Here is a 19,242-nt window from a genome sequence, read left to right as displayed (position 1 = left end):
CCGCGTTCACAGCCCTTTCGGCCGGTCGCCGAAGTTCCAGCCGCCCTTGCGCAGTTCCTTGATCGGCTCGAACGTCCTCAGCCTTCGCCGCCTGAGGAGAGCGCCCAGCGTCAGGAGCACCGCGACCCCGGTGAGCCCGAGGAGCATAGCGCCGAGAACGGGGCTGAGCCCGTGCAAGAAGGCCGTCGCGAGGATCAGCGGCGCGATCAGGCCCCTCGCGAGGACACCACGCTGGTCGCGCTCCCGGCACCGGGCGCAGCAAGGGACACTGACCGTGAGGGTCTTCCAGGAGACATGACGGCTCCACTTCATCCGCCTGACCTCGCCGTGCATCGCCTGCTCCAGCGGGCGATCCGGGTCGGCCTCCCGCCCGCAGAGGAAGCAGCGGCCGTGGCTCAGGTTGCCGCGGATGATCTCCAGGTTCTCCTCGATCCGCTCCCGCACGAGGTCGGTGCCCGCCGCCGCGAGAGCGCGGCCGAGCAGGTCGAGGGCCCTTTGGAAGTCGCCCTTCCGGTTGGCGTAGGAGACGACGCAGCCGAGCGCCGTCCTGGCCACGTCGTCCCCGGCGTTGCGCGCCGTCCAGTGCCCGCCGGGCAGGACGCCGTAGAGCACGTCGAGCAGCGGTCCGGCGTCGTCGAGGAGCCGTTCGGCCACCTCGTCGCCGTTGGCGGGACCGGCCGCGAGGGCCTGCCCGGCGTTGTCGCACAGTGTGCCGATCCGGGAGATCTCCGGGTCCACGGCGGCGCGCAGCGCGTCGTCGGCGGTGCCGGCGGGGAACCCGGACGCGTACATCAGGCCGGTGTGCTCGCGCGCGTCGGGCACCCGCCCGTCGCGGACCGCCGTGGCGGTGAGCTGCGCGCTGATCGACAGCAGCGCGGCCGGCAGGTCCGCGCGCAGGTCGCGTACCGTGCCCGCGGTCAGCCGGGGGTCGTCGAGCTCGGCGGCCCGCGCGGTCATCGACTCCCAGAAGGCGTCATCGCCGATCACCTTCGCCCAGTACTCGTAGGCGCGTTTCCAGGACCGCAGGGTCTCGGGGCCGAGTTCGGCGGCGTCGAGGGCCTGGACGTGCGCGAGCACCGCGATGTTGTGCGTCACGACGGGCTCGGCGGGGGCGGCCTCCCACAGTCGCAGGGCCTCCTGCGGCCTGCCCTCGCCCAGCGCGGCCATGGCCGGGTCACCGTCTCCGGTGGGCCACAGCCAGAACAGCTCGTCCACCAGCCGCGCCGGCGGGTCCTTCAGCCGCTGGACCGCCCGCTGCGCGGCGTCCTCGTCGGGGGGAACCGGGAGCGGCAGGACCCCCTGATCGGCCTCGGACCTGCCCAGCCGTCCCATCAGGCGCAGCCTTTCCGCGTGCCGCCGGATGTCGCGCGGGGTGGCGCGGACGGGGAGCCCGGTGATCCGGAAGGCGTTCTCCCGGTACAGGTCCGGTCGCAGGCGCTGCGATGTCATCCTTCGGCTCCGGAGATGCGCAGGGTGACCGTACGGTTGCGCGCGTCGCCGCGGAACGGCGGCATGGTCCCGCCCATGGACGACAGCGCGAACCCGGCCGTCGGAATCCGCGCCCCCGCGCGGAGGATCTCACGGACCACGACGGCCCGCGCGAGGCCGAGTTCGGTGTTGCTCGCGTACTCGCCGCCGGGCGGCATGACCTGGCGGTCGGTGTGCCCGATCACGGCGACCTCGATCGCCCCGGCGTGCGCGGCCAGCCTCGCGGCGAGCCGGTCGAGCACGGCCCGCCCCCGCCGGGTCAGCACGGTGCCCCGGCTGAACAGGGGCTCCTGGAAGGCGACCGAGATCTCCCCCGGCGACCGCCGCACCCGCACGCCAGGGATCCGCAGGCGCATCCGGTCCAGCACGCCGACCTCGGACGGCGACGGCACGGGCGAAGGCGGGGAGGCGGGCAGGGCGACGGTGGCGACCGGAGGAGGTGCGGCGGCCTGGAACCTGATGTCGATGAGCAGGGCGAGGACGGCGACCGCGGCGAGCACCGCGCCGGCCGCGCGCAGTGGCCGCCCGCGCGGACGGCGGCCGGAGGCCGGGCGCAGGGCCGCGATCCGGCGCCGCCCGGCGGCGATGCCGGCCCGGCCGGGGGCGAGGCGTTCGGCCTCGGCCCAGTACCGGTCGGCCAGATCGAGGTCACCGCGCTGGGCGTGGATGCGGGCCAGCAGGTCCAGCGTGGCGACGCCGCTCTCCTGGCCGGGGTCCTCCAGCAGTTCGGCGGCCTCGTCGAGGCGGCCGGCCCGGGCCAGGACGCGGGCCTGGGCGAGGGCGAGTTCCCTGGCGATCGTGAGGGACATGCGCGCCGCTCCCTACGAGCCCCGCGCGACGGTGCTGGTCAGGTCGAGCGGCGGCGGCGTGGGGAACATGCCCTCCAGCTCCCGGTTGACGTAGCGCACGGTCTTGATGTCGCCCCGCTCGATCGCCTTCCTGCCGGTCGCGATGAGCTGCGCGGCCTCGCGCCGGTCGCGCATCTCCGGCTCCAGGTTCCGCAGGTGCTCAAAGCGCATGATGGGCAGTTCGTCGGTGCGGTCCAGGATGTACACGGCCAGTTGCGCCAGGTCCTCGATGCGCTTTTCGAGCAGTGCGGCGTCGTGCGCGGTGATCGCCTCCCGCAGCGACGACTCCAGCGTCGCGAAGGAGCGGCGGTCGTTCGGGTCGCCCTTGTTCTCCACCACCTCGCGCGCCGCGGCCAGCACCTCCTTGGCCTGGCCGACCAGCCTGGGCCACCGCACCATCGCCTCGACCTCGTCGATGGCGATCTGGAGGTCGAGCAGGCGGGCGCCGCAGTTCCTCGCGGCCTCCTGGTCGGTGCGGGCCGCGTCGAGCAGCCGGTCGATGTCCTGGACCGTTCCCTCGGCGTCGATCCGGTCGAGCATCGCCCCAGCCCGGGCGTCGCCGATGTCGCGGACCTGCGTGCGCACGTCGTTCAGCCGGCGCCGCTCGGCGCGGACCTTCCCGGCCAGTTCGTCGTGCGCGGGCGTGGTCTCGGTGCGCAGCTCGATGGCGTGCTCGAACTCCTCGTCCAGCAGCGGGATGTACGCCCGGGCGACGACCAGCCGGGACTCGTCGACCGTGACGGAGAACTCCACCTCGCTGCCCGTGGGCACGTCGCGGGTGATCTGGCCCGGATCGATCTGCAACCGGCCGACCCGCCGGTTGCGGTCGGCCCGTTCGTGCTCGCCCTCCAGGATGGGAATGCGGATGTAGCCCTGGTTCTGGCTCCTGCTGAGCGCGATCGTGGTGCGCAGCAGGTACCTGCGCCGCGCCGGGAGCGGCGTCCCCCGCTCCAGCAACCAGACCACCTCGTTGCCCTCCAGGCCGACGCCGACCGCGTTGGTGAGCGTCGGCTGAGGCTCGACGGCGGCCACCGTGTAGGTCAGCCGGCCGGGGGTGACCGGGCGCGGCGTGCCGGAGGCGTCGCGCAGCTCGATCGTGAACGTGCTCGCGCGTTCCTTGCCCGCCCACAGGGTGGCGGTGAAGGTCCCGTCGTCGGCCAGCGCGATCTTGCCGCTGCGCCAGGCCGGTTCGGCGGCGGCGTTGACGAACTCGACGGTGAATCCGGCGGTGTCCGCGCCGGAGACCCGGCCGCCGACCAGCGGCTCGGTGTCGGCCCCCATGGGCTGGTACTCCAGCTCGACGGCGTACTCCCCGGCGGCCGGGACGGGCAGCGGCTCCAGGATGTCCAGGCGCTGGGTTCCGGCGAAGATGGCCGCGCCCATGGCCACGGCGGTGACCGGGTCGCGGCTGTGGTCGAGCGGGATGCCGAGGCCCTGGCGCGGGTCGGCCAGCCGTTCGCGCAGGTAGGGCGACAGGGTGGGGCCGCCGACCAGCAGCACCTTCTCGATGTCGGCGGGGGTGAGCCCGCGCTCGTCCAGGGCCTTCCTGCACAGGTTGACCGATCGCACGACGAACGGCTCGGTCAGCCGCTCCACGTCGGCCCTCCGCAGGTCGTACAGGAAGTCCACGCGGTCGCCGCGCTCGTCCTCCAGGTCGAGCGTGACGGGCACGGAGTCGGCCCGGGACAACTGGATCTTGCCCTGCTCGGCGGCCTGCTTGAGCTTGGCGATCGCCCCCAGCCAGCGCGGCTCGCCCCGGCCCAGGCCGGCGAAGCCCCGGTGCTCGTTGATCAGGGCCGGGATGAACAGTTCCTCGACGATCCGCCAGTCGATCAGCTTCCCGCCCAGGAAGTTGTCGCCCCGGTGGTTGACCACGGTGAACTCGCCGTCCCTGATGTTGACCACCGCCGCGTCGAACGTGCCGCCGCCCAGGTCGTACACCAGCCAGAACGCCTTGTCGCCCGGCGACTGGAACGCGTACGCCAGGGCGGCGGCGGTCGGTTCCTGCAGCAGCGGCGCGTGTTCCAGCCCGGCCAGCCTGGCCGCCTGCTTGGTCGCCTCGCAGGCGCTCAGCTCGAAGGCCGCGGGGACCGTGACCACCGCCGCCCGCAGGTGCTCGTCCCCGCGCTGGGCGACGTCGCCCTTGAGCGACTTCAGCACCTCCGCCGACAGCTCCTCCGGCGTCATCGACCGGTCGCCGTTGGGGAAGGTCTTGGCCTGGTCGCTCAGGCCCATCCTGAGCTTGAACTCCACGCAGGTGTTCCACGGATCCAGCTCGCTGCGCCGCTTGGCGATCTCCCCCACGTGCAGCCGTTCCCGCTGGTCGATCCAGACCGCCGAGGCGGTGGTCTCCGACTGGTGGTTGTTCTTGATCACCTGGACGTCGCCGCCGTTCAGCACGGCGATCGCGCTGGTGGTGGTGCCGAGGTCGATGCCGTAGTCGATGGTGGTCCTGATCACGGGGCGGCCTCCTTCGCTACGGGGTCCGGGGTTCCCACGATCACCTCTCCTCGCTGAATCACATGATCGTTAAGGTGGACGCTGGGCCGGATCGTCTCGACCACCCGATCGCGGTCGAGGTCCGGCGCGGGCTGGTAGGACAGGACCTTGATCGACAGCCCGGGGTCGAAGGGATCGCCGAGGTGGTCCTGGATCTTGACCCCGGCCTGGGCGAGGGCGTCCCAGGCCGCCTCCAGGTGCCGGGTGAGGGTACGCGTCTCCCCGGGAAGGCGGCGCAGCCGCCGCTCCAGCCGCCAGATGCTGGTCACGACGTCGGCCAGGGAGGGGCCGGGGAGCGTGTCGTCGCGTACGTCCGCCGGGCCGGGTGGCGGTTCGGCCCGAAGCGCCCGCTCGAACGCCGCCAGGACGTCATCGGGCCACGCCGCGGCCCGGATGCGGAACTCGCGCGGGTACCGCAACTGCCTCAGCCGCGCCCAGACCGCGCTCGGCGACGCCACACCGCCCCCCTTCACCGGGCGGCGCGCGGCCTCGTGCCGCACGCTCGCCGGGGCAGGCTATGCACACGTCCGGGGGACCGGTCCCGGCCCGCGGGCTCCTCCCACCGGGCGAACCGGGGAAGAAGCCGTCAGAAGGGCGCCGGTTACGGTATCGGATCGCCCGTCAGGACAGTAGATTCGGAGCGTGCGCTGTCCCGTACGATCAGTGAGGGGAGACGGCGGTGCGCGAGGGCTCGACGGTCGGCGGGCGCTATGGCCTGGTCAAGTGCCTGCTCAGCGGGAGTCTCACCGAGGTGTGGCTGGCCAAGGACCACAATCTCAACCGCGATGTCGTGCTCAAACGCATCGTGGTGGACACCACCGGCTTCAACCGCCTCCAGGCGGAGGCGCGGGCGCTGGCCGCGTTCAACCACCCGCACGTGGTCACCCTGTACGACGCCCTGCACGACCCTGACGACGACACCTCCTGGCTGGTGATGGAACACGTGCCGGGCGGCAACCTCGACGACCGCTCGCCGATGTCGCCCACGGAGGCGGCGCTGGCGGGCGCGCAGGTGGCCCACGCCCTGGCCGCCCTGCACGCCGAGGGCATCGTGCATCTCGACGTCAAGCCGGGCAACATCGTCGACGCGGGCGGCGGCACCGCCAAGCTGGCCGACTTCGGGGCCGCGTATCGGGTCGGCGGCCGGAGCACGATCAGCCCCAACGGGGCGATCAGCTACACGGCTGCCTACGCCGCGCCCGAGGTCATCATGGGCCGCCCGGAGCCGAGATCGGACGTGTTCTCGCTGGGGGCCACGGTGTACGCGCTGGTCGCCGGGAAGCCACCGCGCCGGGGCGCCGGCGACCACGGCGACGACTCCTCTGACTCGGACATGACGGCCTGGGAGGCGGTGCGGGCGCCCATCGTCCTGACCGCCGACGTCGGGCCGCTCACCGAGCCACTGGGCGAGATGCTGCGACGCGACCCCCGCGAACGCCCGGACGTCCGCGAGGCCCGCCGACGCCTCGCCGAGATCGCCGGCTGGTCCGTCCCAGCGGAGCCCATCACCCCCGCCCGGGCCGCCACCGGCGCCGAAACCCCCGGTACACCCAGGCCACCCGGCGCGGCAGGGACACCCGGCGCACCCGCGACACCAGGCGCGGCAGGGCCGCCCGGCGCACCCGCGACACCTCGCGGCGGCGGAGCCGGGGCATCCGGCGGGGCCGGGGCGCCCGGTGGAGGCGGGGCGTCCGGCGGGGGCGGGGCATCCGGCGGGGCCGGGGCGCCCGGTGGGGGCGGGGCGTCCGGTGGGGGTGTTGGGTTCGGGGTGGGTGCCGCCTCTGAAGCCGTCATCGCCTCCGGCGCCGGTGGGGCGTCCGGGGGCGGCGGAAGGGCGGGGCGTTCGGGGGCGCGGCGGTGGGTGCGGCCCCTGCCGTTGGCCGCCACGCTGGCCGTGCTCGCCGGACTGATCATCGTCGGCCGGCTCGTGATCTATCCGATGGCCGCCGGTGGCGAGGGCGATGGAGTGTCCGCCGCCGTGTCCCCGTCCGCGCCGAGTATCACGCCCGCCCGCTGGGCCGCCTGGATCGGCGCTCCCCCCACCGCCGACCTTTGCACGCTGCTCGACCCCGCGCAGCTCGGCCGCTTCGGCCGGGCACGGCTCGACCCCGACTACGGCAACTTCGACCGGTGCGACGTCATTCTGTCCCCGCCCACCGGGGGCGCGATCGACGTCAAGGTGTGGCTGGACCACGACCCCTCCCCCGACCTGGCCCCGCCGGCCCAGACCATCCGCGGTGTCGCGATCATCAACGTCGACACCGACAGCGACGAGTGCGCGCGCACGATACTCATGCCCGGCGTGACCGACACCCTGGTCAGGCTGTCCGCCGACTGGGAGAGCTGGGACGAGCCCGGCAAGGCCGACCTGTGCGCCATCGCCGACTCCGCCGCCACCCACGCGGCCGGCACGCTCGGCAGGGGCCCGATCGGCCGCCGTACCTCGCCGCTGCCCGCCAACTCCCTGGTGCACCGGGACGCCTGCGCGCTGCTCCGCCCCGAGTCCCTGGAGATCGTCCCCGGCATCGACGCGAGGAGCCCCGATGTCGGGTTCGGCGGCTGGAAGTGCGGCTGGCGCAGCACCACCAGCGACACCTGGGTTGACCTGCGGTTCGACCGCGACCAGCCGCCCAGCGCCGGAGACGACGGCACGCCCGCCCGGTTCAACGACTACCCCGCGTTCGTCGAGGCGGAGGGCGACGGTGAGGAGACGTGCCTGGTCCAGGTGGTGTACCGCTCCTACACCGACGACCGGGGCCGCATCGCGGTGGAGAAGGTGCGCCTGGCGGTCGGCGGGTCGCGGCCGATGGACCGGCTGTGCCAGATGGCCCGGGGCCTCGCCGGTCCGGCGACCGCCCGGCTGCGGGCCGGCTGAGCGCCCGTCCGGGACCGCTCCGGACTGATCGAGAGACCCTTGCCAGAGCGCGCGTCCGACGAGCACCAAGGAGGCGAATCGATGAGCGTTCCCGACAGCCTCGCGCACGGCGTCGACCCGGCACGCCCCGGGACACTGCACGCCCGCACGATCGTGGCGGGCATCAGGGTGGGGCCGCGGCCCGGCCGTACCGTCCGGTTGGGCCGGGCCGAGCGCCCGGACGTCGATCTGAGCGTGGGAGTGGACGACCTGTCGGTCAGCCGCCGGCACGCCGAACTCACCTACCGCACCGGCCGCTGGTGGCTGCGCAACCTGGGCCACCAGTTGATGCGCCTGCCGCGCGACCGGATGATGCACAGCTCCACCGAGCCCGTCCCGCTGGCCGACGGCTACACCCCGCTGTTCATCCGCGGCTCGGGCTACCGCCAGCATCTGGTGGAGCTGTACGTCACCGGCCAGGACGGCGAGACCCGCGTCAACCGCCACCAGGCCGAGACCATCCCGCCCAGGATCTGGGAGCTGAGCGAGACCGAGCGCCTGCTGCTGGTGGTCCTCGGCGAGCACTACCTGCTGTACGAGGAGGCCCCCCGGCCGCTGACCTACAAGCAGGCCGCGGACCGGCTGGCCTACCTGCGCCCGGACGACAAATGGCGGGTGCGCACTATCGAGCACCGGATCGAGGCGGTGCGCCATCGGCTGCAGGCCGGCGGTTTCCCGTATCCGCTGCTGCACGACGCCTCCTCCGGCCGCCCCTACGAGAACAACCTGCTGCACAACCTGCTCAAGGGCCTGGTGGAGTCGACCACGCTGGTCCCGCCGCACCTCGACCTGCTGGAGGGCGACCCTGCGGTCACCCGGTGAAGCGGACGGTCGCGCCCCTGGAGGTGATCGACAGCACGCGCACGGACAGGCCGTTGAGGGTGCCCCGGGCGCCCTCGCCGAGGGTGGAGGCGAGGCCGGGCGCCGAGATCCGCACCGCGTAGGAGCCGAAGGCGCTGACGTACACCCGGGCGACGCGCACCTTGCCCAGGCGGTACCGCTTGGCGACACGGAAGCTGACCGGCCTGGTGAAGGTGAACTTGCACTTGCCGTCGTAGCAGGCACGCAGGTTGGGCCGGGCCGCGGCGGCCTGGGCCGGAGCGGCGGTGACGGCCGGCGCCAGAACCATGATCGTCACGAGGGTCAGGAGGGTGATGAGCAGCCGGTGCATTGGTTCCCCTTTCGGTAGATTCGCGGTGTTCACCGTGGTTCTATCCAGCCGACTCCGGGAGGGGTCCCGGTGCGGACGGGGTCATGAACTCGGCGGGGCGCAGCGCGCGGGACACGATGCGCACGTCCCCGATCCAGCCGTAGTAGCCCTGACCGTACCGCTCGGCGAACTGCGTGCCGCCGATCGCGAACGGCTTGCCCAGGGTGGAGATCCCCTTCGAGGGCTGCGTGGGATTGCGGGCGATCTTCGATCCGTCCACGTACACCACCGTACGCCTGCCGTCGTTGACGACCGCCACATGCGTCCAGCGGCCGGTCGGCAGGGTGTGGCTCCACGAGGTCGGGTCCGCGTCCCGGTCCACCGGGTAGACGACGTACTGCAGGAACCGCTCTGGTGAGAGGTTGAGGCTGCACGTCGGCTCGTCCGGGGACCAGCCGCTGGACTTGCCCGCGTCCCCGCTGCGCCCCTCCCAGCTCAGGATGCCCATCCAGGCGTGGTCGCCCTCGAAGGGCTCGGGGAGCTTGAGGAACACCTCGATGGTGTACCCGGACTCGAACTTCGCGGCGTTCAGCCGCGCGCCGGCCGCCGTCCTGAGCACCGCGCCGCGGTCGGGCGACTTGCCGCCGTCGAAGCGCAGGCTCGCGTGCGCCGGCTGGTCGCCGTGGTGCTCATCGGACCAGGTCAGCGCCCCGGCGGCGCTGTCGTGCAGCCGGGTGACGGTGAGGTCGTTGCCGTTGCCGCTGAGGTCGCGGACGACGGCGCCGTCCGGCACGGGCCTGCCCGCCGCGCCCGCGTCGGGCAGGCCGGCCGCGTCGAAGCGCCAGTAGGCCGCGGTGCCCCTGGGCATCACCGCCCGCGGCGGGCGCGGGCCGGGCTGCGGCGCGGGCGCGAAGCCCGCGAAACGCCGGGCGGCGTCGAGTTCGAGGCTGAAGCGGTCCACCGGGCCGGTCAGTTCCAGGTTCTCGGCGGCCAGAAGGGTCCGGCGGCCGGGCTTTTCGGACAGCAGCCAGGGGGAGACGGTCTCCACGTCGATCGTGTCGCGGACGAGGTCGAAGGAGTACAGGCGGATCATCGCCGCGCCGCCGTAGTAGCGGTCCTGGTAGTTGGCCAGGTGGAGGTGGACGGGGTTGCCCGCGTCGTTGTTCAGGACGGTCCGCCCGGGCGGCCAGTAGTGCCCGCCCAGGGCGAGGAAGATCTGGTCGTTGCGCCGGATCAGCCGGTCCCACAGCCGCCGGCCGTGGTCGGACAGCCGGGCCTGGCCCTGCTCGTCGGCCATGGCGAGTTCGTGCGTGGTGAGGATGGCGGGAAGCCTGGCGTGCCGGTCGATGACGCCCTGCGCCCAGGCGAGTCCCTTGTCGGAGATCCGCCAGTCCAGGGCGAGCACCAGCCAGCGGCGGTTCGCGGCGGTCAGGACGTGGTAGCTGTTGTAGCCGTCCGGCGACGCGCCGCCGAACGTCGGCATCCCGGCGTACCGGCGCGGCCCGAAGGCCCGCAGGTAGGGGGTGTCGCCGCGCTGGTCGTCGGTCCGGGAGTTCACGTCGTGGTTGCCGGCGAGCACGCTGTACGGCACGCGCCCGTCCACCGCGCGGAACGCCCGGTCGGCCAGGCCGATCTCGTGCGCGCTGCCGTGCTCGGTGACGTCCCCGAGGTGCGCCAGGAAGGCGATGTTCCGCTCCTCCCGCCGGTCGGCGAGGTAGCGGAAGGTCTCCCGCAGCGGCTCGGGGTCGGAGCTGTCCTCGTCGAAGAGGTACTGGGTGTCGGGCAGTACGGCGATCGTGAACCGGGGGCTGTGCGGGTCGAACCGCCCCCGGCCGAACCCGGTGGCCTCCGCGCCCCCGGCGGCCCCGGCGGGTGTGCCCGCCCACGCGACTCCCGCCGCGGCCACGGGAGTGGTGACCGCCGCGCGTAGTAGTCCCCTGCGCCCGACGCCCTCGACAACGTTGTTCTTGCCGTTCATATGTCGCTCGTTCCTCATCCTGCTCGGCCGCCGATCGGTCGGTGGTGACCGCAGCACTGTCCCGCCCACGCGTGACGGGCCGATGGCGAGCACCCGAACATCGGGGGCCCGGCGATCGACACACCTGGACCCGCCGCCTACCGTCCCTTCGGGGTTCCTTTAAGATCCGTAAAGGCGCGAGTTTCCAGGAGTGGACATGATCGAGCGGGAGCAGGCCCCGGTGGGCGTCGATCCGACGGTGCCGAGCGTGGCGCGGATATACGACCACCTGCTCGGCGGCAAGGACAACTTCGCCGCCGACCGTGAGGCCGCCGCGCAGATCGTGCGGCTCTCCCCCAACGCCAAGGACGCGGCCCGGGCCAACCGGGCGTTCCTGGGCCGGGCCGTACGTGCGCTCGCCGAGATCGGGATCGACCAGTACCTCGATATCGGCACCGGGCTGCCGACCCAGGACAACGTCCACCAGGTGGCCCGGCGCTCCGGCGTCGCGAGCAAGGTCGTCTACGTCGACAACGACCCGATCGTGCTGACCCACGCCCGCGCGCTGCTCGCCGACACCCCCGACACCATCGTGGTCAAGGGCGACATGCGCGAGCCGAAGGCCATCCTCGGCCATCCGGAGGTCGCCGCGCATCTCGACTTCCGGCGCCCGCTTGCGGTGCTCATGGTGGCGGTGCTCCACTTCCTCCCCGACGACGAGCAGGTCCAGGGGATCATCCGCACCATCCGTGACTCCGTGCCCTCGGGCAGCTACCTGGTGATCTCGCATGTGACGGCGGGCGAGCTGGACCGCGAGGTGGTGGCCGAGGGCCGCCGGCTCTACAGCAAGACCACCGCCGGGAACGTGACGCTGCGCGGGCGCAACCAGGTCGCCGCCCTCTTCGAGGGCCTGGAGTTGCTGGAGCCGGGTCTTGTGGCCGCGAACGACTGGCGCGGCGATGTCGCCCTGGACCCGTCGATCAGCGGCCCGGGGGGCGTGGGCGTGCTCTGCGGGGTCGGCCGGGTGCCCTGAGGCGCGGCCGGGCCGGTCGGCGGACGTGCGCACAGTTCCGCCGGCCGACGGGCGAATGTGCACGATCATTCATGTTCTCGTCACGATGGATCAGTGAGATCGCCCAGTGCTCTCCCTTCGCTCGTGTGCCACCCTCACCGTCGCCGCCGCCGTCCTGCTCGCCGGTGTGGGCGTTTCGCCGCCGGCCGCCGCGACGCCCGATCCATCCCCGGTCTCGGACCCGGTCGCGCACGTCGATCCGCTGATCGGGTCGGCCGGCGGGGGCAACACCTACCCGGGCGCGGTACGGCCGTTCGGGATGATCTCGTGGAGCCCGACCAACACGGCGGGCGACCAGACCAACGCCGCCGGGTCCAACGGTTACGCCTACAACACGCCGCGGGTGCGGGGATTCGCGCTGACCCACGTCAACGGGGCGGGCTGCCACCCGGGCGCGGCCGGAGACATCCCGATCATGCCGCACGTCGGCGCGGTCGCCTCCTCCCCCACGGCCGACACCAAGGACGCCGTCTACGCCTCCGGCTTCAAGCACGAGAACGAGACCGCCACGCCCGGCCGGTACACCGTGACGCTCGACTCCGGCGCCAAGGCCGACCTCGCGGTCACCACCCGGGCGGGCGTGGGCGAGTTCTCCTTCCCCCGCGGCTCGGCCGCGAGCCTGCTGTTCCGGGTGTCCAACTCGCTCAACGGCAGCGAGGACGCGGAGATCAAGATCGATCCGGCCGCGCGTACCGTCACCGGCTCCGTCCTGACCGGCGCCTTCTGCGGGCGGCGCGCCAACGGCGGCACCAACAACCGCAAGAGCTACTACCGGCTGCACTTCGTGGCGACCTTCGACCGCGCCTTCTCCGGCACCGGGACCTGGGTCGACGGCGACCTGCGGCCGGGCGGCACGACGGCGGGCGGCGGTGAGGGGTACGCGACGGGCGCGGACCGCGCGGGCCGCGGATCGGGCGGATACGTCTCCTTCGACACGACCTCCGACACCGACGTGCGGGTGAAGGTCGGCATCTCCTACACCAGCCTGGACGCGGCCCGGCGCAACCTCGCCCGCGAGGTGCGCCGCCACGACGACGTCGCGTCCGTGGCCGCCGGGGGCCGCGCGGAGTGGGCCAGGCGGCTGCGCTCGATCGAGGTCACCGGCGGGCCGGCGGACCTGCGCACGACGTTCTACACGGCGCTGTACCACTCGTTCCTGCAGCCCAACGTCACCAGCGACGTGGACGGCACCTACCTCGGCAGCGACCGGCGGGTACACCGGCTGGGGTGGGGGCAGCGGGCGCAGTACGGCAACTTCTCCGGCTGGGACCAGTACCGCGCGCACACCCAGTTGCTCGCGCTGCTCGACCCGAGGGTCGCGGGCGACTTCGCGCAGTCGCTGTACAACCTGGCGCGGCAGAACGGCGGCGTCTGGGACCGCTGGGTGCACGTCAACGGCCCCACGCACGTGATGACCGGCGACCCGTCGGCCCCCACGCTGGCCGGGTTCTATGCCTTCGGGGTGCGCGACTTCGACGTGCGCGGCGCGTTCCGCTCGCTGGTGCGGCAGGCGACCGTCCCGCACCCCGACGGCCTGTCGGACGCGGGCTGCCCGGGGCAGTGCGAGGGGCAGCGCCCCAACCTGGCCGAGTACCTGCGGCTCGGCTACGCCCCGCAGGACACCTGCCACTGCTGGGGCGGCGCGGCCGAGACGCTGGAGGACGCGGCGGCCGACTTCGCGCTCGCCGACTGGGCGGGGCGGCTCGGTGAGCGCTCCGAGCGGGCCGCGCTGCTGCCCCGCGCCGGTTGGTGGCGCAACACCTTCAACCCGTCGGCCGGCGTCGAGGGCGGCTACCAGCAGGCGCGCAGGGCGGACGGCACGTGGGCCTGGCCGTTCTCGCCGACCTCGGACTCCGGCTTCGCGCAGGGCACCAGCGCCACCTACACCTGGATGGTCCAGCACGACGTGTCGGGGCTGGCCGCCGCGATGGGCGGCCGGGCGCGGGCGGCCGAACGGCTGGACGCGTTCTTCCACCGCCCGGACGGTTCGTGGGCGACCGGGGGCGACGGGTTCCGGTACGACCCGACCAACGAGCCCGGCATCCACGCCCCCTGGCTCTACAACGCCCTCGGGCAGCCGTGGAAGACCCAGGAGACGGTCCGCGCGATGGCCTCGCTGGTCTACAAGACCGGGCCGGGCGGCCTGCCGGGCAACGACGACCTCGGGACGATGTCGGCGTGGTACGTGTTCGCCGCCCTCGGCCTGTACCCGCAGACCCCGGCCCGCGCCGAACTCCTGCTGTCCAGCCCGATGTTCACCAAGGCCGAGATCAGGCGCGGCAGCGGGCAGACCATCACGGTGACCGCGCCCGCCGCCTCGCCGGAGGCGATCCACATCCAGGGCGTGCGGGTCAACGGGCGGCCGGCCACCCGTTCCTGGCTGCCCGAGTCCCTGGTCCGGCACGGCGGCCACGTCGCGGTCACCGTGGGCGCGACACCCGACCGGACGTGGGGCACGGCCGAGCGCGACCTGCCGATCGACCACGTCCCGGCCGCCGGCGCCCCGGTGCCCAACCTCCCCGGCCGCTGCGTCCCGTCCGGCGCGTACTGCGGGCAGCGGCTCCAGTACGACGTGGACGGCGTGGCCACCACCGACGCCAAATCCCAGGGCGACCTCGACGGCAAGGGCTGGAGCCTGCCCGCCGAGCAACTGCCCGCCCCCGGCACCCGCACCGTGGCCGGCCACGACTACGTGATCCCCGCCACGACCGGCACCACCGCCAACTTCCACAGCCTGCGCGGCCAGCGAACCTACCTGACCCCGGGCCGCTACACGGCCCTCCACCTGCTGGCCACCGCCGTCAACGGCGACCAGCGCACCGAGGTCACCATCACCTACGCCGACGGCACGACCACCAAGTCACCACTGAACGTGACCGACTGGGCCAGCCCGTCACCCCACTTCGGCGAGGAGCCCGCGATCACCGCCGACACCCGCTACCACGCCAACGGCACGGCCGACGGCCGCAAGGTCCACATCTGGCACATCGCCATCCCCACCGACCCCACCCGCGACGCCGTCTCCCTCACCACCACCCCGGCCCCCAACCTGAAGGTCCTCGCTGTCAGCACCAGCACCTCAGGCCCCGAATGAAACGCGAATAAGCTTCCCATTCAATCGGACGGCGATTTATAGAGCGGGAACAAGGACTGTAATGTCATAAGACGGTATGGCGGCTATGATTCCTGCCGGTTGCCGCTGTTTCGCGAAAGATCAAGCAAGCCGCGGTCGCCCCAGGAAACCCACCGCATTCGTCGACGGGCACCCGATGACCGCGTCCCCTCCTTCCGAAGAAGACGGCACCGGCAGCCGAGAGGGCGGGCCACGACCTCCGAACAACAGATCGATCGGGCAGACGGCGGCGGACTCCGCCGTCGCCACGATCGTCGGGTTGATCATCAATGGTATATGGGCATCCATTAATCCGGTCGCTTCGCCCTCTATTTTAGGGCTATTAGCCCTTTGTCCGATTATCGGGCTGGCACTAAGTCTCTTACTGCGCAAAAGAACGCGGGAGGCCATCCTCGCCAAGGTTCCCCCGCGGGTACGGGCGGCGCTCGGTCGCTGCGTCCCTCGCCACCGCGAACGGCGCGGCGTGTGGGGGCGGCGTGTTCGCGCCCTGTCGCGGAGGGCCGCCGTGTTCCCGATGCCCGCCATCTGGGTGGCCATGATGCTGTACGGAGCGGTCGTCTACGCCCCCCAGGGAGTGGCCGCCCTGTACCGGCTGGTGCGGCCACCACCCTGCGGCGAGGCGCTCCAGCTCAGCGTGATCACCGCACCGGAGAACATCTCCGAGGTACGTGACAAGGCCACCGCGTTCACCCGGACGGCCGGCGTGAACGGCTGCCCGAAGTACCAGATCCTGGTGAGTTCCACCCCGCCGATGACCGACCTGATCCGTGGATTGGCCAATGACTGGCGCCATGACAACGCACAGGTGCCCGACACTCACCAGAACGCCCTGGGCCTGTACCCGGACGCCTGGATCGCGGACAGCACAGGAGAGGTCGGGTATGTGGAGGGTGTCCTGAGGTCGGCCGGAGTACTGGACCTGGGCCGGTCGGTGGGCTCCGATCGCCTGGTGGCCGCCGTGCGCGCCCAGGAGGCGGACGAGCTGGCTCTCTCCCCCGGCCTGCCGCTTCGGGAAGTGACCCGAAGGGTCGGCCCGCCCCTGCACCCGCAACCGGGCACCTCGACGGCCGGTCTCATCGCCGCGGCCGACCTCATGACCGCCGGGCAGGCGAACGCCGCGGCCAACACGGCGCGTGGCGGCGGCAGCGTCATCGATCTGATCTGTGAGGTCACTCGTACGCGTGACGATGAGTGGGGGAAGACGGCACTGCTGATCCCGGAGCACGCCGTTCTCGGCTACAACGAATCAGGTATCGACCAGAAAGGGTGCAGGGTCTCTCGCCCGGACGCCGGAAAGTTCAATCTGCGCCCGCTCTCCTCCCCGGACCTCTCGACCCTGGATTATCCGTTCGTCACGATCAACTGGACCGACACCCCTGAGAATCCGGAACGGCGCCGGGCGATCGGCGAGTTCCACTGCTGGCTCGTCGCCCATCCACTCTTCGACGCCGCCCCGGGAACCTGCGGACGACCGGAGAATCGCGGCCCCGAAGCCGCGCGAAGTGGCCGTGCCACTGACGCGGACGCGCTCGAACGCGCGCACGAGGATTTCGCGAAGAAGGTGCCCAGGATTGTTACGGAGCTGATGGTCGACGTCTCCGGGTCGATGTCCCGGCAACCCGCCGACCTGCTCGCCAGAACGCGTGAGGCGTTACCCGCGATCGGCTCGATCCTCAACGACAGGGACCGGATCTCGCTGGGGCGGTTCCACAAGGACGGGGACGCCACCGTTGTCCGCGACTCGTCGAGCTTCCAACCGCGGGTCCAGTTGCCGCAGTGGGTGCAGCGCATCACCGCGCCCGAGCCCGGCCTGCCCGATGGCCGCGTGTCCGAGATGATCAGGCTGCTCGGCGAGCACGAAGATGGCTTCACGGTCGCGGTCATCACCGATGGCGGGCCGCTGGGCCGGGAAAGGGAACGTGCCCCGGAGAAGGCCATCGCCGCGGCCATCGCCGAGAACCCGAAGTTACGCGGCCTGTACATCCTGGTGATCGGAGACGGTGTCTGCCCCCGCCGCCCGACCCACGGACGGGACCTCCGCGCCGAGCGGCTGGTCTGCGTGAAGTCCGGCCCCGATGTCGAGAACGCACTACGAACAATGATCACGCACCTGCGGAAGTGGTAGATCGATGACCGCGGTTCACGAAAACGACGGCCGTGGCCGGAAGTCCGCTCGCCGGTGGCGGAGCCAGAGCAGGACCAGACGTGTCACCTGGGCGGTGCTCACGAGCGCCGCCCTCGTCGCGGCGATGATCACGGTCGGGGCACGCGGCACCGCCGCCCCTGCCCCGAAGTGCCCGAAGAAGCCCGGGCTCACTCTCGCCACCGGCAACGATGTGAGCAAAGGGGGCTTTCGCCACGACATGATCGGCATATGGAACAGCCGGAACCCGTCCAGCAAGGACGTGACGATCATCGAGCTGGACAAGAACACCGACGAGGTGCGTGCCGCGATGGTCGCCAAGGCACAGGCCGGTAGCTGCGCCTTCGACATCCTCGCCCTCGATGTGGCCTGGGTGACGGAGTTCGCCCGGCGCGGGTATGTCCGCGAGATCAGGCTCCGGCCGCAGGAGCGTGCGCAGTTCCTGGAAAAGCCGCTCGACACGGGTCTCGTCGACGGCCGGCAGTATGCCGTGCCCTTCTACACCGACTCGCAACTGCTGTTCCGCCGGTCCGGCCTGCCCGCCGCCCGCACGCCCGCCCACTTCGCGACTCTGGTGAGCATCTACAAGCTGGCCGCCCAGCTCGGCGACTACGAGGGCGGAACGGTGAACATCCTGCAGGCGCTACACGCCGGCGGGGCGAAGATCGACGATGGGGACGAGATCGTGCTCGACGAGCCGGAGAACGCCGGGCTCGCGCTTTCGGCATTGCGCCGGTTGAACTGGATGCTGCGTAAGAACACGCTGGTCAAGCACACGGAGTTCATGGACGAGGAGGCGAGCCTCACGGCATTCGAGAACCGGGAGGCCGGCTACATGCTGAGCTGGCCGTCCTACTTTCATCGGCTCGCCGCCAGCCCGTCCATGCTGGACGAGGGCAGTGAACCGATGTTCACGGTGAGCCCTGTTCCCGGGGCGGGCGTCCTTGGAGGTTCCGACCTGGCGATCTCTTCGAACTCGGCGAAGTACTCCGAGGCGCGTGAGCTGATCATGTTCCTCGCCGGGGCCGAGATCCAGGAGCGGCTGTTCGCCTGTGGCGGCTACGCCCCGGTGGTGAAGGTCGTCTATGAGACGTACCGGACCACCCCCCGTACCTGCGAGGAGCTGCCCTGGGGGGAAGGGGCTCCACCCACACCCGTCGCGGGCGATGACATCGAACCGCCCGACATCACCGCCGCGCAGTTGAGCGAGTTCGCCGCGGTGATCCGCCGTGCGGTGGAGGGGGCGGTGGCTCGGCCGCCCGCCACGCACTATGCGACGTTCAGTGAGGTATTCCGGAACTGTACGCGGCGGGTGATCGTCAATGAGCTGGCATCGGAGAATCTGGACTTCGGCCGCTTCGCGGACGCGTTGCGGGCGGCGCTCGACGGCAGGCGGTACGACGAGGACCCTTGCCAGGTGCCGCAGTGAGCCTCATGGCCGGCCGGGGGGCGTGTAGCCGGTCTGCTGGAGGATCGCCACGAAGAAGTCCTTTATCATCGGGGCGCCGATGGTGTCGGGGTAGGCGCCCAGGTGGTGCAGGACCGCGCCGTTGAGCATCTCCTGAAGGACGCGGACGTCGGTGACGCGGGGCAGGCGGCCCTGGTCGCAGGAGCGGCGGAGCGCGCCTCGGGTGGCCTCGGCGCGGCGGCCTCCGTGGGCGTTGCGGTAGGCCTGGAGGAGTTCGGGGTAGTCGTCCACCGCGCCGTACAGGCGGCGGAGCATGCGGCGGTTGCGGGGGTTGCTCAGGTAGGTCGCCCAGTTGTCCAGCATGTGCTCGATGTCGGGCCACTCCAGGGTGTCCGGGTCGTGGTTCTGGTGTACCGACTCGATGGCCTGGATCAGCAGGGCGGTCTTGTCGGTGAACCTTCGGTAGACGGTGGCTCTGGTCACCCCCGCCCGCTGGGCGACCTGCTCGATGCTGGTCTCGCTGGCGCCGCGCTCGATCAGCAGGTCGAGCGCGGCGGTGAGGACCGCCGTGTCGACCTCCTGGCTGCGGGGCCGCCCGCGCAGACGCGGGGTTCGCGCGACGTCGGTCAT

Annotated in this window: 13 protein-coding genes; 6 read left to right on the top strand and 7 right to left on the bottom strand. The window is 72.0% G+C overall.

The window, feature by feature from the left end; genetic code table 11:
* Positions 1 to 6: 6 nt before the first annotated feature.
* Genes ACH34R_RS37070 through ACH34R_RS37055 form a run of 4 tightly spaced genes read right to left on the bottom strand, consistent with a single transcriptional unit; the run spans position 7 to position 5,293 of the window.
* Complete coding sequence (locus ACH34R_RS37070) at positions 7 to 1,449, bottom strand: hypothetical protein (RefSeq protein ID WP_397566257.1); 1,443 nt, start codon at positions 1,447 to 1,449, stop codon at positions 7 to 9.
* Complete coding sequence (locus ACH34R_RS37065) at positions 1,446 to 2,297, bottom strand: OmpA family protein (RefSeq protein WP_397566256.1); 852 nt, start codon at positions 2,295 to 2,297, stop codon at positions 1,446 to 1,448. The genes ACH34R_RS37070 and ACH34R_RS37065 overlap by 4 nt, the downstream gene beginning before the upstream one ends.
* Positions 2,298 to 2,309: 12 nt before the next feature.
* Entirely contained in the window at positions 2,310 to 4,796 is a 2,487-nt protein-coding gene (locus ACH34R_RS37060; RefSeq protein ID WP_397566255.1) for an Hsp70 family protein, read from the bottom strand.
* Positions 4,793 to 5,293, bottom strand: a complete 501-nt coding sequence (locus tag ACH34R_RS37055; RefSeq protein WP_397566254.1) for a hypothetical protein — start codon at positions 5,291 to 5,293, stop codon at positions 4,793 to 4,795. Before ACH34R_RS37055 ends, ACH34R_RS37060 begins: the two co-directional genes overlap by 4 nt.
* A 221-nt stretch (positions 5,294 to 5,514) precedes the next feature.
* On the opposite strand from ACH34R_RS37055, the gene ACH34R_RS37050 reads away from it, so the two are divergent.
* Both ACH34R_RS37050 and ACH34R_RS37045 read left to right on the top strand, forming a co-directional pair.
* Positions 5,515 to 7,710 carry a serine/threonine-protein kinase gene (locus ACH34R_RS37050; RefSeq protein ID WP_397566253.1) on the top strand — a complete coding sequence of 732 codons (2,196 nt, stop codon included), beginning with the start codon at positions 5,515 to 5,517 and terminating at the stop codon, positions 7,708 to 7,710.
* An 81-nt stretch (positions 7,711 to 7,791) separates the two neighbouring features.
* Positions 7,792 to 8,571 carry an FHA domain-containing protein gene (locus ACH34R_RS37045; protein ID WP_397566252.1) on the top strand — a complete coding sequence of 260 codons (780 nt, stop codon included), beginning with the start codon at positions 7,792 to 7,794 and terminating at the stop codon, positions 8,569 to 8,571.
* On the opposite strand, the gene ACH34R_RS37040 is transcribed toward ACH34R_RS37045, so the two are convergent.
* Both ACH34R_RS37040 and ACH34R_RS37035 read right to left on the bottom strand, forming a co-directional pair.
* Positions 8,561 to 8,920: a hypothetical protein gene (locus ACH34R_RS37040; RefSeq protein ID WP_397566251.1), complete on the bottom strand. Its 360-nt coding sequence runs from the start codon at positions 8,918 to 8,920 to the stop codon at positions 8,561 to 8,563. The genes ACH34R_RS37045 and ACH34R_RS37040 overlap by 11 nt on opposite strands.
* Before the next feature lie 40 nt (positions 8,921 to 8,960).
* A complete protein-coding gene (locus tag ACH34R_RS37035; RefSeq protein WP_397566250.1) occupies positions 8,961 to 10,877 on the bottom strand; it encodes a LamG-like jellyroll fold domain-containing protein in 1,917 nt (638 codons plus the stop codon).
* 196 nt (positions 10,878 to 11,073) lie between these two features.
* On the opposite strand from ACH34R_RS37035, the gene ACH34R_RS37030 reads away from it, so the two are divergent.
* The 4 genes from ACH34R_RS37030 to ACH34R_RS37015 all read left to right on the top strand — a co-directional run bounded on the left by ACH34R_RS37030 (position 11,074) and on the right by ACH34R_RS37015 (position 18,633).
* Positions 11,074 to 11,889, top strand: coding sequence for an SAM-dependent methyltransferase (locus ACH34R_RS37030; protein ID WP_397566249.1), 816 nt, complete (start codon positions 11,074 to 11,076; stop codon positions 11,887 to 11,889).
* Between the two features lie 106 nt (positions 11,890 to 11,995).
* Positions 11,996 to 15,022 carry a GH92 family glycosyl hydrolase gene (locus ACH34R_RS37025; protein WP_397566248.1) on the top strand — a complete coding sequence of 1,009 codons (3,027 nt, stop codon included), beginning with the start codon at positions 11,996 to 11,998 and terminating at the stop codon, positions 15,020 to 15,022.
* 175 nt (positions 15,023 to 15,197) lie between these two features.
* A complete protein-coding gene (locus tag ACH34R_RS37020) occupies positions 15,198 to 17,186 on the top strand; it encodes a hypothetical protein (protein ID WP_397566247.1) in 1,989 nt (662 codons plus the stop codon).
* 94 nt (positions 17,187 to 17,280) lie between these two features.
* A complete protein-coding gene (locus ACH34R_RS37015) occupies positions 17,281 to 18,633 on the top strand; it encodes an extracellular solute-binding protein (RefSeq protein ID WP_397566246.1) in 1,353 nt (450 codons plus the stop codon).
* Positions 18,634 to 18,636: 3 nt separating this feature from the next.
* Here the strand turns inward: ACH34R_RS37015 and ACH34R_RS37010 are convergent, their stop codons facing one another.
* The gene (locus ACH34R_RS37010) at positions 18,637 to 19,242 is read right to left on the bottom strand and encodes a TetR/AcrR family transcriptional regulator (protein ID WP_397566245.1); all 606 of its coding nucleotides are present in this window, start codon (positions 19,240 to 19,242) and stop codon (positions 18,637 to 18,639) included.

The sequence above is a fragment of the Spongiactinospora sp. 9N601 genome, assembly GCF_044326295.1.
GTDB lineage: Bacteria > Actinomycetota > Actinomycetes > Streptosporangiales > Streptosporangiaceae > Spongiactinospora > Spongiactinospora gelatinilytica.
The sequence above is the reverse complement of the archived record's forward strand: the minus strand, read 5'-3'. Positions and strand labels throughout refer to the sequence as shown.

Excerpts from the sequence above, each read along its gene's own strand:
- ACH34R_RS37070 (WP_397566257.1), bottom strand. The coding sequence starts at position 1,449 with ATGACATCGCAGCGCCTGCGACCGGACCTGTACCGGGAGAACGCCTTC.
- ACH34R_RS37065 (WP_397566256.1), bottom strand. The coding sequence starts at position 2,297 with ATGTCCCTCACGATCGCCAGGGAACTCGCCCTCGCCCAGGCCCGCGTC.
- ACH34R_RS37045 (WP_397566252.1), top strand. The coding sequence starts at position 7,792 with ATGAGCGTTCCCGACAGCCTCGCGCACGGCGTCGACCCGGCACGCCCC.
- ACH34R_RS37040 (WP_397566251.1), bottom strand. The coding sequence starts at position 8,920 with ATGCACCGGCTGCTCATCACCCTCCTGACCCTCGTGACGATCATGGTT.
- ACH34R_RS37035 (WP_397566250.1), bottom strand. The coding sequence starts at position 10,877 with ATGAACGGCAAGAACAACGTTGTCGAGGGCGTCGGGCGCAGGGGACTA.
- ACH34R_RS37030 (WP_397566249.1), top strand. The coding sequence starts at position 11,074 with ATGATCGAGCGGGAGCAGGCCCCGGTGGGCGTCGATCCGACGGTGCCG.
- ACH34R_RS37020 (WP_397566247.1), top strand. The coding sequence starts at position 15,198 with ATGACCGCGTCCCCTCCTTCCGAAGAAGACGGCACCGGCAGCCGAGAG.
- ACH34R_RS37010 (WP_397566245.1), bottom strand. The coding sequence starts at position 19,242 with ATGACCGACGTCGCGCGAACCCCGCGTCTGCGCGGGCGGCCCCGCAGC.